Origin of the sequence: Polyangium sorediatum (genome assembly GCF_029946465.1) — a bacterium.
In the GTDB taxonomy this organism is placed as follows: Bacteria; Myxococcota_A; Polyangia; order Polyangiales; family Polyangiaceae; genus Polyangium; species Polyangium fumosum.
Map to the genome: position 1 here is coordinate 1 of NZ_JARZHI010000005.1, position 13,404 is coordinate 13,404.

Below are 13,404 nucleotides of genomic sequence, written 5' to 3' on the forward strand. Positions count from 1 at the left end.
CCTCCGCGCGCGGAGCAGCGGCATCGTCGCGCGCCCGGACACGCCCGCGGGCGTGCTCGGCCCGGCCTCCGCCGCGCGGGCGAACAGGGCGTGGAGCGCCGCGTCGCTCTCGGCCGCGCGCCGCGCGCCGGCGAGCACCTCGGCCACGAGGCGTTTGTCGATCTTGGGCTCACGTCCGCGGACGAGCGTGTTCTCGCCCCGCTCCACCTCGCGCAGCGTGGCGATCGCCAGCGCGAGCGGCACCGCGCAGAACGCGCGCACCTCCGCGCCCTCGCGGCCGGGCCAGCAAAGCGTGTACTCGACCGCGGCGTCGAGGTGCCCCCGCGCAATCGCGCACACCTCCGACACGGCCGCGAGGCCGCCCGCGCGCGCCTCGGGCGAGAGCAGGACGTCCCGACGAACCCCGTGCCGGGCGAGCACGTCCTCCGGCAAGAAACACGCGCCGCGATCGAGATCCTCGGCGACGTCTTTCAGCACGTTCACCATCTGCAGGCCGAGCCCGAACCGCGTCGCGCGGCTCCGGGCCGCCTTGCGGACCTCCTCGCTCGCCCCGGGCACCGTGCGCTCGAAAAGCGAGGTGAGCAGCTCGCCCACCGTGCCGGCCACGAAATAACAATATCGTTCGAGGTCGCGCACGTCGCGGATGCGCGTCTTCCCTTCGGCGTCCGCGCGCCCCGCGTACTCGCGCATCCCCAGGCTCATCTCCAGCACCCACGGCCGGATCGCCTCCTGATCGGCGGCGGGCAGGCCACGGAACACGCGAAACACCGCGCCCGCGCCCTTGCAGAGCGCGCGATCCGCCTCGGCCATGCCGAGGGCCTCGTCCGCGAATCGAGCCTCGAATTCGGACAAGGACCCCGCCTCGCCTCGCATGAGCGCGTCGAACGCGTCGAAGAGCGATACGCGGGTCTCGGGCGGGATCGGATTCGCGTCCTCGATGCTGTCGACGACCCTGCACAGGAGATATGCGGCGCAGAGGGATTCGGAGAGCGCCTCGGGCAACGACAGGATCGAGAGCGCGAACGTCCGCGAGACGCGCGGCAGCGTCTGCACGCAGAAATCGCGATCGGCGACCCTCTGCGCGGCGAGCGCCTCCAGCGCGGCGGCCATGGCCCCGCTCCCGTCCTCGGACGAACCAATCCACCGCCCCGCCGCGCCCGCGTCGCGGAGCCCAGAAACGTCATGCCTCGCCATTCCGTGCCGCTCCCTGTAATGCCGGCGCCTCGTGGTCTCGGCTGTCAACGAAGTAATCGAAGAATCAGTCTCAAGTGTTTGTGTACTGCATTGCCGTCTTCACGGTTCGGTCCGATCGTCCGACTTTGCAGAGAGGCCGTACATGGCGCATGGAGGGCAATCGTGTCAAGGGGACGTGGCCTACGTTCGCGCGCTTTTTTTTGCTCAGGCGGTACGAGCGCGAAGTCTTTTTCGCATCGGCCTGCCTTTCCGGCGCGGCCGATACGCGCTCGCCCGACCATTGCATGCGTGGACGGACATGAGCACGAGGAGCGCCTTGTCGTGGGCTGCGCTCGTCGCCTCGCTCGCTGCCTGTGAGCGCGACGCGCCCACCATTTCTAGCGATCCCCGCGGCGCGCGCCTGCAAACCGCGGGGCTCGTCCCGGTCCAGACGGAGGAGGAGTTTCCCGCGCTCGGCTGCTACGAGCGCGCGCGGGATCGCACGCTGCTCGCGCAGAACGATGCGTATCTCCTGTGCATCGGCGCCACATCGGACGCGCCGATCGCCTGCTACGAGCGGGCCTCGGCCGGGCTCCTGCTCTCCGCGCAGGCGATAGAACTCTGCCGTTGCGCCGAGTCACTCGCGCCGATCGCGTGTTATGAACGCGCCACGCAAGAGACCACGCTCACGCAGCCCGCCATCCTCGCGCTTTGCAGCGCGACCGCGATGCAGCGGCTCTACCCGAATTGCACCCCCGTCCGCTGACGGCTCACATGCCGCAGCGCTCGGCGTGCGCGATCGTCGTCATCGCGCCCGCGCCGCCGGCGCCGACGCGCGTGTATTGCACGACGATAGGCACATCCGACTCGATCACGCTCGCGAAATCCGTTCCGATCGGCAGCGGCTCCGGGCCTTCGAGGTCCTGCCAGCGGACACGCCGGCTCCGTTCGGGCAGCAGCGTCAGGCGGTAGGGCCCGGCCGGCACGCGGTGCTCGAAGTACACCATGATCTCCACGTGCGCCTCGTGCATGGAGGCATTGAGCAGCCAGAGCACGTCGTTCGCGCCGTCGCTCTCCGCGCCGCCCGCCCGCCTCGCCACATGCCCCTCCGCGACCGACCACCGTTTGCACCCCGCCGGCTTGCTCATCCAGGTCCCCCTCGTCCGGGCGCTCCCGCCCGAGAAAGGCCGCGTGCAGCGCCCGTGCCCGCGCCCCCGCGTTCCCTTCCTCCGAGCTTGCCTGTATGCTGCGTCGAAATGTTCGTCCGCGTCGGGCTCCTCGTCCTCTCGTTCGTCCTCGGCGTTGGTTGTCGGGACGAAAGCGCGTCCCCGACGAAGGACCCGGAGGCCACGCCGTCCGTCTCCCCTCCCGCGAGCGTGGCCATCGCGCCGCCGAGCGCCGCGCCGTCGCCCGCCGCGCCGACGCTCCCCGTGCTTCCGCCCCGCAAAGTGGCGAGCAAGACGCTCGTGGACGGGAGCCTCCTCGGGGAGTTTTCCTTCGAGCGCGCCGCGGGCGACGAGGGCATGGCCTGGCTCGCCGCCGAGGATGCTTGCGTTGCCGCGGGCAAACACCTCTGCACGGCCACGCAATGGCAGGCCGCTTGCGAGGCCGATCCGGCCGTCGCCGCGGTCGAGACCTGGACCCTCACGCCCGAGCGCGACGCGGGGTTTTTCGTGCGCGGTGGCGGGGCGGGGTGCGGCCGAAAGACCGTCGCCCCCGGAGCCCAGGCGAGCCCCTTCCGCGCCGGCGCCTGCTGCACGCCCGCGCTCGCCGCGGCGGGCCGCGATATCCAGCCGGCCATGCTCCGGGCCATGGCGAAAAACGTCCTCGACCTCGAACGGACGTTGAATGCGCGTCGCGCCTCCGCGCTCGCGGGTTTCTTCGACGAGCGCGTGCGCGTCTTCCTCAAGGAGAAATCACGCGCCGAGGCTGTCGGCGTCTTCGAGCACGAGTTTGGCAAATACGAAGATTACGCGACGGTGCACGAACTGTGCGATTTCTCCGCGGACGATACGACATACACCGCCGATTGCCGCAAGATCACGCGGTTCGGCGGCAAGATCGGCCTCGTGCTCACGCGGTACCTCTTCGTGGGCGGCTCGGGCAAACTGCGCTCGATCACCGATCCTGCCGTGTACCGCGCATTCGCCGAGCCGTAGCCGGTTTCTCAACCCTCCGGCCAGCGCACGTCCGGAAACCGCTTTTCCGAGAGGTCGATCACCGACACGATTTCCACCGCCGCGCCGCTCGCGTCGAGCCCCCAGTACGTCGGGACCACCTGATCCCCGCCGAGCCCGAACGCGACGATGTTTCCGACGGTCCCTTTCCATTCCGCATGACCGAGGCTCCCGCCTTGCGCGCCGCGCGTCGCCCGGAGCGCCTGGATGAGCTCGCCGCTGTTTCGCTCGGCGCGGCCGTCAGGGATGGAGTCCTCATGGACGACGCCGTTGCGCACGGACCTTCGTACCTGGGCCGGCGGCGTGTATTCGGCGAACACGCTCGCATCCATGAAGCAGCCCGTCGCGGCGTCGGACGGATACCCCGTGCGCGCGCCGGGGCGGGACGGCCTGGGAGTCTCTCCCGCGACCGCCGCCGTCTCCCATCGCGTCGGGCGGCCTGGGCCGAAGACGACACGCGCGAGGAGCAGCTCATGGGCGCGGCCTCGCTCGTCGTCCTGGAGGAGCAGCTCGACGGGGTAACGCCCCGGCGGGACGGCGCGCGAAAGCACCTGGTTGGCCGAGAGGTTCGCGAGCGGATCCCCCGCCATGAGTTTTCCCGTCGGCACCACGAGCATTCCGATGCCCAGGCGACGTGTGGGCACGGGGACGAACTCGTCGGTCTCCTCGTCACGCTCGCGCAGCGGCGTGCCCGTGAAAAGGTCGTGGAAATCGATTTGCGACGGCGCAGGGACGCTCGCCTTCGGGCGCTCCTGCGACGCCAAGGGATTGCCCGGAGGCGTGGGCGCCGCGGTCACGACCGGCGAAGTTTCCCGAGGCGCAGGCGGCGCAGGCGTGGACGAGGCGCTGCACCCGGTAAGCGGGATCAGCATCAATCCCGTGGCCAGCGATAACGTCGATGGACCTAAGTGTCGAGGGGGGCGCACGGCGGGCGAGGGTAGCTCGAAACGTCGTGACATCAACCAGCGGCGCGCGCGGCCTGCACGAACCTCCGCACGCGCTCTGGATCGACGGGCTCCTCGATGCGCCCGTTCTCTTTGATGCTCGACCCCACGATCACGCCGTCGGCCGCGCCGAGGAAAGCGGTCACGTTCTCCTCGGTCGCGCCGCTGCCGATGAGCACCGGCGAATCCCCGGCGAGCGCCTTGGCCTCCCGCACCTTCGCGAGATCCGGCGCGTCCCCGGTCATCTTCCCCGACACAATGAGCGCGTCGGCCCCGGAAAACCGCGTCCATTCGATGTGCGTTGCGAGATCGATGCCGGGGAACCTGACCGAATGTTTCTTGTCGACGTCGGCAAACAGCTTGATGTGCTCAGCGCCGAGCTCCTTGCGCCGCCGCAAAAGCTCCGCCGCGCACCCCTCGTCCCACGAGCCCGCCTCCCACACGCCCGCGCCCGCGAGCATGCATACCCGGACGAACTTCGCGCCCGCGGCAATCGCGATTCCGAGCAGCGCGACGCCGCCGTTGTGCACGAGGTTGATGCCGAGCGGCAAGGGCACGGCTTGCCCCACGGCCCGCGCCACGACGGCGTGCGCCGCAATGCTCTCGGGCGCGACGTGGGATCCGGCCCGGAAGGGGACGTCCCACATGTTCTCCACGATGATCCCGTCCACGCCGCCGTCGGCGAGCGCGCGTGCGTCGCGGATCGCGCTCTCCAGGATGACCTCCATCCCGTAGCCCGCATACCCCGGCGCGCCGGGCAGCGGCCAGCAATGCACCATGCCGAGGACGGGCTTTTTCGTGCCGAAGAGGTCCCCGAGATCCCGGAGCTTGAGCGCGTCGAGGCGCGCCTTCCACGGAGGCGTCATGTCTCTCTCCCGATCGATGGTTTTTCGTCCGTGAACAATGTCTGCAAAACTGCAAGCTCGCCGTCGTGCGTGGAGAGCACTTGCAAGAGCTCCTCCCGCCCCGGCAGCGATGCCGCCGCGCCGAGCCGGCTCACGACGTGCGCGCCCGCGGCGTTGCCCATCCTGCCCGCATGTTCGAGGGTGGCGCCGCGGCGCCACGCGTAAAGGAATGCCGCGACGAACCCATCGCCGGCGCCCGTCGTGTCGCGCACGTCGGCGGGGAATGCAGGCAGGAACGTTCGTGCGGACCCTTCGGCCACGACGGCGCCGTTCGCCCCGAGCTTGCCCACGACGAGCGGCACGCCCGCCGCGAGGAGCGCTGTCGTGGCGGCCTCGTGGGAGGCATGATGATCCGGCGGGGCGAGCGCGCCGAGCTCGCTCGTATTGCCGAAGAGCACGGAGAACCGCGAGGCGAGCGCGAGGAGGTCCGCGGCGCGGGTTCGGACGAGCGGCAGGCAAACGTCGAGCGAAATGGGGATTTGGCGACGGCGTGCTTCTTCCATCAATGTGAGCGTCGTCGTCCCCTGCTCACCTTCGAGGAGCGCGTGCCCCGCCACGTGCAGGTGCACGACCTCCTCGAACACCGCCGCGAAATCGGGGCACGCGACCGCGGTGTTCGCGCCGCGGAAGCTCAAAAATGTCCGCTCGCCCCCGGGGGAAATGGCCACGATGCAGTGCCCGGTGGCCTGCGTGGGGTGTGTCTCGACGAACGAAAGATCCACGCCGGCTTGCTTCGCCGCCTGGAGCGCGACGTCGGCCCCCGGATCCCGCCCGACCGCCGTGACGAGCCGGGCGCGCGCGCCGAGCTTGGCGAGCGCCGTCGCCACGTTCGCGCCCGAGCCGCCGCTGCTGTACCCGAGCGCCGTCATCGCCACGTCGTCGCCCTCGTCCGGGAAACGCGCGAGCGTGCTGCTGAGGTCTGCGTTGGCGTCGCCGACGACGAGAAAAACCATGGGGGCGGCGAGCCTAGCGCGGAACCCATCCCCCGACCATCCCGTTCAAAAGAGCGAGCATCCGCGTGGTTTTCGCGCGCCCCCTTCCCACGAACCCACCCTCCGATCCATCCTGCATGCGTCCCCCGGCATTCATCACCTGCCAAACCCAAAGAGGATTTCGACGCATGAAGCTCTGCGGCTTTCGCATCAGCAACTACCACAACAAGGTTCGCCTCGTCCTCCTGGAGAAGGGCATCCCCCACGAGGAGGATCCGAGCTGTTGGCCCTCCCAGGAACCCGCATTTCTCGCGCGTTCCCCCATGGGCCGGGCGCCCTTCCTGGAGACGCCCCACGGCGTCCTCTGCGAGTCGCAGGTGATCTGCGAGTACCTGGAGGAGGCGTACCCGGACAACCCCCTCTATCCACGCGATCCATTCGCCCGCGCCAAGGTCCGCGAGCTCATCCAGGTCTTCGAGCTCAACGTCGAGCTCGTCGCGCGCCGCACCTACCCCGCCGCGTTCATGGGCGGCACGCTCACCGACGACGCCAAGGCTGCGATCAAAGCCGATCTCGCCAAGGGCATCCGCGCCTTCTTGCAGCTCGCGACCTTCGATCCGTTCCTCGCCGGCGCCGAGCTCACCGTGGCTGACTGCGCGGCCGCCATGCACTTCCCGCTCATCTCGCTGGCCACCGCGCGTGTGTTCGGCGCGGACGTCTTCGCCGACGTTCCCCAGGTCGCGGCGTATGTCGAGCGGATCCACCAGCGCCCCCACTTCGCGCGGGTCCTCGCAGACAACCGCGATGCGTTCGAGCGGGCCATGGCGAACGCGCGCCGCGGCTGAGCCCTTCGCAGCGAACCGCCTTTCCAATCGACGACGGCGGGGGCGTTCGTGTTATAAGCCCCCCGCCATGCCCCTCGTGCCGCCGAAGAGCGCCCGCCCTCCGCGTGAAGCCCACCGCATCGACGAAGCCTCGCTCGCGCGCTGGCTCGTGGCAAACGTGGACGCTTGTCGTGGCGGCGGCTCGGTCACCGCGCTCCAGTTCCAGGGTGGCCAGTCGAACCCCACGTACTGGATCGGTTTTTCGGGCCCGGACGGCGATCAGGAGCTCGTCCTGCGCAAGAAGCCCCCGGGGGACCTCTTGCCGTCGGCGCACGCGGTCGAGCGTGAATACCGCGTCATGCGCGCGCTCGCCGGCTCGGACGTGCCCGTGCCCGAGGCCATCGCGCTCTGCGAGGATGCGGCCGTGATCGGCACGCCGTTTTTCGTCATGCGCCACGTCCCGGGCAGGATCTTCTGGGATCCGCAGCTCCCCGGGACGAGCGGCCCGGACGAACGCCGGGCGATCTACGACGACCTCGTCCGGGCCCTCGCCGCGCTCCACCGCGTGGACTACGCCGCCGTGGGCCTCGGCGATTACGGCAAGATCGGCGGATTCGTCCCGCGCCAGGTGCAGCGCTGGTCGCGCCAGTACGAGGCTTCGCGCACCGGCGACGTGCCTGCGATGGAGGCGCTCATGGCCTTCCTCGGCAAGAGCGCGCCGAAGCACGACGAGACCACGCTCGTCCACGGCGATTACCGCATCGACAACGTGATTTTTGCGGGCAGCGAGCCCCGGGCGCTCGCGATCATCGACTGGGAGCTCTCGACGCTCGGGCATCCGGTGAGTGATCTCGCGTATCTCTGCATGGGGTATCACCTCGCGCTCCCGGGGCGCGGCAGCCTCGTCGGCGCGGATTTCGGGGCACTTGGCATTCCGGACGAACCGGGGATCGTCGAGGCGTATTGCAAGCTCACGGGACGGGGCGCGATCGAGGACTGGCCTTATTTCATGGCGTTCGGAATTTTTCGGCTGGCGGCGATCGCGCAGGGCGTCTACAAGCGGAGCCTGCAAGGCAACGCGAGCTCCGAGAGCGCGGGCGCGTTCGGGGCCGCGGTCTTCGCGCTGGCCGATCTCGGATGCAACATCGCCGGGGTTCGCCCGGGCTGATCACCATGGGAGCACGGAGGAACATCATGCGGGGGTTTTTCGCGGCAATGCTCGGGCTCGGTCTCCTCGGATGCGGAGCCTCGACGGAGGCCACGCTGGACGGCCCGGAGGCGCCCACGCAGGCGTCGATGGAATGCGAAGGCCCGCAGCCGCCCGTCGTGCAGAACGTGCGCTGGCTCGGCCCCGCGTCGGCCCCGGGCAAGGCGCCGCTCGCGGGCGTGGGCGTCGAGGTGAACAAGGCGCTCGCCTTCGAACAAGGCGTCGAGATCACGGTGCGGGAGGTGAAATACACGCCCGTCGCTGCGGATCGGAACCTCGCCATGGCCCGTGTCACGGTGCGCAAAGGGAGCGAGACGAAAGACGTGAGCCTCGGGCGCGAATTGCCGGGCGGGAAGGTGTGTTATCAGCAGGCGACGGGGGTATGGCTGGGCCTCGTGGAGACGGTGCCGAACAAGGCCATGCTCCGCGTGGGGTTGCCCCCGGCCGAGCCCTGATCAGAGCCGCCCGTCGACGACGCTCCAGTTCACGTTCGCGAAGAAGTCTTCGAGGTATTTCGCGCGCTCGGTGGGCTTGAGGTACGCGCTCCACGCGTGCTCCCAGAGGTCGAGCACCACGATCGGGCGGTGACCGGCGGGGTGGCCGACGTCGTGACGGTCGATCCAGTAATTGTCGAATTGGCCACGCGTGGGGTCGAAATACGTGATGGCCCAGCCGACGCCCGGCATCTTGGCGACGCCGAGGAAATCCTTTTTCCAGTCGTCGAAGCTTCCGTACTGGCGCGCGATGGCCTCGGCGAACCGCGTGTCCTTGCCGTCCGTGGCCTTCGCCGCGAGGTTGTCGAAGTAATACTCGTGGAGCAGGATGCCGTTGATCTCCCAACCCGCGCGGCGCTTCAGCTCGTTGTATTCGAACGTGCTCGCCTTGTTCTCGGCGACCATCGACGCGAGCGTCTCGTTCAGCTTGTTCGAGCGCGTGACGTACCCATTGTAAAGCGTCAGGTGGACCGCCACCTGATCGTCGGTGATGCCTTGCAGGCCCTTGAGCGCCGAATAGTCCTTCGCCGTGTACTTCGCCGGGATGATGGCCATGGTTGCCTCCTCTTTCGCTTCTTCTCGTAGGTGCGAAAGCAATGCGGCGCAAGGAAGCCTCCAATGCGTCGGCAGACCTCCAACGCCTTGGCAGGCCTGCCGAGGCGCTGGAAGGTCGGTGCTGCGGATTGACGCGGATCCGTTCGGCGCTCTAGGCTCGGCCCGATCGGCGTATGTCCCTGCACGCCTCGGCTGACCGTGATCCCGGCGTAGGTTTTCAACCGCGGCCCGCCGCCCGGATCGCCGATCGTTACGAGCTCGTCCGTGAGCTCGGGCGCGGCGGGCACGGCGAAGTGTGGGAGGCGCGGGACACGCTCGCGGGGGAGATCGTGGCCGTGAAGCTCCTGCGCGCGGGGGCTGCCGCGGATCCGGCGCGCGCGCGGAGGGAAATCTCCACGCTGCGGCTCTTGCGGTTGCCCGGCGTGGTGCGCCTCTTCGACGAGGGGACGGAGGAGGGATGCACGTTCCTCGTGATGGAGCGCGTCGCAGGGTTGCCTTTCCCCGGAGCCGATCGCCCCGTCCCGTGGTCGGCGATTGCCAGCACCACGGTCGCCGTGCTGGAGACGCTCGCGCGGATCCATGCCGCGGCGATCGTTCACCGCGACCTCAAGCCCGACAACGTGCTCGTCGGCGCGGACGGGAGGCCCACGATTCTCGATTTCGGCCTCTCCTCGGGGCGTTTGTCGGACGAGGACGTCATGCCCGCCGGCTACATCGAGGGCACGTTCCCGTACCTCGCGCCCGAGCAGCTCCGCGGCGAGGCGGCCTCGCCGGAGACCGATCTGTATGCGCTCGGCGTGCTGCTTTACGAGGCGCTCGCGGGGCGACTGCCGCACCGCGCAGGGAGCCTCCAGGAGCTCATGGTCGCGCGTCTCACCGAGCGCCCGGAGCCACTCGCGCGGATCATTCCCGGCGTCCCCGAGGAGGTCTCCGCGCTCGTCGAGCGTATGCTCGCGATCGAGCCCGAGGATCGACCGCGCAGCGCGGCGGAGGCGCTCGGGAGCCTCGGAGGGCAAAAAGCCGCGCAAGGGACGGCCCTGCCTCGCCTCGGGGGCGACGGTCCCGTGCGCGCGCTCGTCGAAGCTGCCCGGACAAACCAATTCCTGCACCTCGCGGGAAAGCCGGGCACGGGTCGCACCCGCGCCCTCGCCGAGGCGGCCGAGGCGCTCTCCCGCGAGGGACGTGTGGTGCTCCGCGCCCCGCCTTCCCCCTGGCCTTACGAGAGCCTCACGCCCGTGATCGGGCCGCTCCCGCGCGAAGGTGCGCTCTGCGTCGTCGCATCGTGGGTGGACGAGCGATTGCGCTCCTTGCTCCGCGAGGGCGTGGTCCTCGCCGTCGACGACGTGGAGGCGCTCGATCGCTGGTCCCGCGAGGCGATCGAGCGCGCGCGCGGAAGGGGCGCGATCCTGGTCACGGGCCGAGGGCATTGGCGAGATTTCGAGGCGCTCCCGCTCCGGCCGCTGGACGAGGCCGACCTTCGCCCGCTGTTCGCCGGGCCGGAGCGGCTCTTTCACCTGCAAACCGACGCGGCGCGCGTGCTCGACGCGCGGACGGGGGGCGTGGCCGCGCGTGTCGTGAACGAGCTCGAAGCCTGGACACGCGCGGGGCTCGCGCGTTGGGATGGCGCCGTATTCGTGATCGATCGAGACGCGCTCGATCGACTCGAAGCCATGCCGCCCGCGCCCTCGCCTCCCTCGGCCGACAAACCCCCGGCGATTCCTCCCCACCTCGAAGAGCTCGTGGCCTCGATCGAGCTTGGGTTGCCCGAGTATCCTCCGCTGGAAGTCGCCATCGCAATGGGCAAACCGCCCTGGGCCGCGGAGGCGCTCGTCGCCGAGGTCAGGGGCCTCGGTGTAGGTCCGCATCAACGGGGAGAACGCCCTTTCGAGATGCACCTCGGCCTCGCGCCGCGCCTGCCGACGGCGCGCGTGCGGGCGATTCATCGCGCCCTCGCCGCGCGTCGCGCGCGTGGCACCGAGGGACGGCTCTTGCGCCTGCTCCGCGGGGCCGAGGGCGGCTCGATCGACGAGTGCCTCGAAATCACCTTCGAGGCCGAGGCCAGCGGGCGCCGGTCTGCCGAAGAGGGGCGGCTCGGCCACGCGGTGACGGCGATCCGCGAGGGGCTGCTCTTCGTCCGGCAAAGCCCCTTCGCCGAGGATCCCCGCGCCGTCGCGCGCGAGCATTCCTTGCTTTCCTCGTGGACCGAAATCGCGCTCTCCGAGGGGACGCCTGCCGCGCTCGATCGGATTCTTTATGAGCTCTGCCGCACGCGCCCGCGCAGCTTCGACGTGGCGCACCTCGAAGCGCTCGTGCGCGCGGCGCTCGCCCTCGCGGCGGGCGCCGATCGCGCCTTTGCCATGGCCGACGCCGTCGCTCCCTTCGCCGAGGTTCGCCTGGAGGCATGGCGGCAGCGCCTGCGTATTGCGAGCGCGCGGCGCGGGCCGGATTCGCCGGAGCGGCTCGCGGCCGTGCTCCGGGAGGTCGAGGCGTGGGCCGCTTCGTCCGGGGAGCACGCGGCGCGCGTGGTGCTCGACGCGGGGCTCGCGCGAAAGGCGTACCAGGACGGCCATTTCGAGGACGCGGCGCGGCTGCACCTCCGTGTCGCCGCGGCGGAGCCTTTCCTCGCCGCGCGGATCGCCGCCCTCGACCATGCGGCCTCGGCGCGCATGGAGACCTTTCGATTCGACGAGGCCGCGGCGTACGCGACGGAGGCGCGCGCGCTCGCGCAGAGGTGCCGGCATGCGCACCTCGAGGCGCGGGCGGAGTGGCTCTTGCGTGCGGTCGGCTATCGCGCGTGTCGGGTCGAGCGGCCCGATCGGGAGTTGATCGACGCCGTCGAGCGGCTCGGTGTCCCGGATCTCGAGGGGCTCGTTTGCATGAACGAGGCCGCGGTCGCTTTTCGCGGCGGCGATCAGGACCTCGCGCGGACGCTCGCCGGGCGGGCGGATCGCATCTGGACGGGGATGGGCAAACGCTGGGCGTCGCTCCTCGCGCGTTGCCTGGCCATTGCATGCGGCCGGCGCGTGGGGGAGGGGGAGGCGCTGGATCTCGCGGCGCAGGTCGCCGCGTGCCCGGTGCCGGGCCTCGGGATCCAGATGCTCGGCATGCTGGCCCTCGTTTTCCAAGACGTACGCGATCGTTATCGAGGGGCCCTGGCCGAGCTTTGCGAAGGGGTCCCGCCGGCCCATGGGTCGATGCGAATGGAGGTGCTCTCGGTGGACGAGGCCCGCGCGGCCATCGAGGGGGATCAGGCGTCGACGGGCGGCGCGTCGAGATAAGCGCAACTGGCGATTACATAGGTCGAGCCTTCCTTCCAGACCGCGCTGGAGAACGCCTGGAAGGTCCCCACGCTGTTCACCGCCCTGGGCAAGATCCGGCTGGGATCGACGACGACGACCCCGACGAGCCCTGCCTCGTCCTGCTGCACCTTTTCGAGCGGCATCTGGCTCGCGCCGGTCCGGCTCCCCGGGGGGGCATACCCCGGCAGGAGCGTCCAGTGTTCCTGGTTGGTCCGATAGCCGCTCGTCGCGGGGATGGCCGTGCCGAAGACATACCCATGGATTTGCCCGTAGGTCGCGGCGTCGTACGCCGCGATGGGCACCCCCGACTGGAAACGATAATCGATCTGGCCGGGGTCGTCTTCCCCCGTCGGCCACCCGCCTGCCGGCTCCCTCTCCGTTCCTCCGGCCACACCTCCCGCGAGCGGTTTCGCGGGCAAGCGCGTCGGCATGCCCTTGCCGATCGTATCATCGATCCTTCGCTTGCCGGAGAGGACCGGCGCCGGGGGGGGCTCCGCCGAGCCGATGGAGTCGTAACTCGCGCTGTACACCTTCACGTAATGGGCCCCCTCGCGCCAGAGCCCCGGCCATGTTGCATTCCACGCCGCGAGGGTCGTGACGGGCTCTCGCAGGGTGAGCGGCGTGCGAAGCACGATCCCCGTGGGAGGCAAGGGCAGGGCGCCTGCATAAAGCACCCAGTGCTGCTCCTGGTGCACGCGCTCCTCGCGAAGGCTCGGCGGGCATGCGAATACATACCCCACGACGTTGCCCTGGAGGACGACCTCGAGGGTGGTGTTGTTGGCAAACGGTCCGTTGAGCAAGGAATCCTCCGTCCGGGTGATGATCTGCCGAGATGAGCGTTCGATTGCCTGTTTACTCCGAGCCGCGGGCGGCGTCCATGGAGGGCCGCCGCCC

At 69.9% G+C, this 13,404-nt stretch carries 13 protein-coding genes; 6 read left to right on the forward strand and 7 right to left on the reverse strand.

Annotated elements, in window-relative coordinates; genetic code table 11:
- The coding region (locus tag QHF89_RS07845) for a squalene/phytoene synthase family protein (protein WP_284720211.1) at positions 1 to 1,194 on the reverse strand (1,194 nt) is incomplete at its 3' end.
- Positions 1,195 to 1,492: 298 nt separating this feature from the next.
- Here QHF89_RS07845 and QHF89_RS07850 point away from each other — a divergent pair.
- Positions 1,493 to 1,939: a hypothetical protein gene (locus QHF89_RS07850; protein ID WP_136967506.1), complete on the forward strand. Its 447-nt coding sequence runs from the start codon at positions 1,493 to 1,495 to the stop codon at positions 1,937 to 1,939.
- A gap of 4 nt (positions 1,940 to 1,943) precedes the next feature.
- Here the strand turns inward: QHF89_RS07850 and QHF89_RS07855 are convergent, their stop codons facing one another.
- Complete coding sequence (locus QHF89_RS07855; RefSeq protein WP_136967507.1) at positions 1,944 to 2,321, reverse strand: sensory rhodopsin transducer; 378 nt, start codon at positions 2,319 to 2,321, stop codon at positions 1,944 to 1,946.
- Between the two features lie 108 nt (positions 2,322 to 2,429).
- Here QHF89_RS07855 and QHF89_RS07860 point away from each other — a divergent pair, with 108 nt between their 5' ends.
- A complete protein-coding gene (locus QHF89_RS07860) occupies positions 2,430 to 3,332 on the forward strand; it encodes a hypothetical protein (RefSeq protein ID WP_136967508.1) in 903 nt (300 codons plus the stop codon).
- 8 nt (positions 3,333 to 3,340) lie between these two features.
- Here the strand turns inward: QHF89_RS07860 and QHF89_RS07865 are convergent, their stop codons facing one another.
- The 3 genes from QHF89_RS07865 to QHF89_RS07875 all read right to left on the reverse strand — a co-directional run bounded on the left by QHF89_RS07865 (position 3,341) and on the right by QHF89_RS07875 (position 6,152).
- Complete coding sequence (locus tag QHF89_RS07865; RefSeq protein WP_284720212.1) at positions 3,341 to 4,222, reverse strand: DUF4241 domain-containing protein; 882 nt, start codon at positions 4,220 to 4,222, stop codon at positions 3,341 to 3,343.
- Between the two features lie 86 nt (positions 4,223 to 4,308).
- On the reverse strand, positions 4,309 to 5,160 hold the full coding sequence (locus QHF89_RS07870) for a BtpA/SgcQ family protein (RefSeq protein ID WP_136967510.1): 852 nt from the start codon (positions 5,158 to 5,160) through the stop codon (positions 4,309 to 4,311).
- Positions 5,157 to 6,152, reverse strand: a complete 996-nt coding sequence (locus QHF89_RS07875; protein WP_136967511.1) for a carbohydrate kinase family protein — start codon at positions 6,150 to 6,152, stop codon at positions 5,157 to 5,159. The genes QHF89_RS07870 and QHF89_RS07875 overlap by 4 nt, the downstream gene beginning before the upstream one ends.
- Before the next feature lie 167 nt (positions 6,153 to 6,319).
- On the opposite strand from QHF89_RS07875, the gene QHF89_RS07880 reads away from it, so the two are divergent.
- From QHF89_RS07880 to QHF89_RS07890, 3 genes are all read left to right on the forward strand, one after another.
- Entirely contained in the window at positions 6,320 to 6,976 is a 657-nt protein-coding gene (locus QHF89_RS07880) for a glutathione S-transferase family protein (RefSeq protein ID WP_136967512.1), read from the forward strand.
- A gap of 67 nt (positions 6,977 to 7,043) precedes the next feature.
- Positions 7,044 to 8,123 (forward strand): phosphotransferase family protein, encoded by a 1,080-nt coding sequence (locus tag QHF89_RS07885; RefSeq protein ID WP_136928385.1) that lies wholly within the window; start codon positions 7,044 to 7,046, stop codon positions 8,121 to 8,123.
- 26 nt (positions 8,124 to 8,149) lie between these two features.
- The gene (locus QHF89_RS07890; protein ID WP_284720213.1) at positions 8,150 to 8,617 is read left to right on the forward strand and encodes a hypothetical protein; all 468 of its coding nucleotides are present in this window, start codon (positions 8,150 to 8,152) and stop codon (positions 8,615 to 8,617) included.
- Here QHF89_RS07890 and QHF89_RS07895 read toward each other — a convergent pair whose 3' ends face one another.
- Positions 8,618 to 9,211 (reverse strand): superoxide dismutase, encoded by a 594-nt coding sequence (locus QHF89_RS07895; RefSeq protein WP_136928383.1) that lies wholly within the window; start codon positions 9,209 to 9,211, stop codon positions 8,618 to 8,620. It abuts the gene before it with no gap.
- Between the two features lie 173 nt (positions 9,212 to 9,384).
- On the opposite strand from QHF89_RS07895, the gene QHF89_RS07900 reads away from it, so the two are divergent.
- The gene (locus QHF89_RS07900) at positions 9,385 to 12,489 is read left to right on the forward strand and encodes a serine/threonine-protein kinase (protein ID WP_136967514.1); all 3,105 of its coding nucleotides are present in this window, start codon (positions 9,385 to 9,387) and stop codon (positions 12,487 to 12,489) included.
- Here the strand turns inward: QHF89_RS07900 and QHF89_RS07905 are convergent.
- The gene (locus QHF89_RS07905) at positions 12,459 to 13,310 is read right to left on the reverse strand and encodes a hypothetical protein (RefSeq protein WP_136967515.1); all 852 of its coding nucleotides are present in this window, start codon (positions 13,308 to 13,310) and stop codon (positions 12,459 to 12,461) included. The genes QHF89_RS07900 and QHF89_RS07905 overlap by 31 nt on opposite strands.
- Between the last annotated feature and the right edge of the window lie 94 nt (positions 13,311 to 13,404).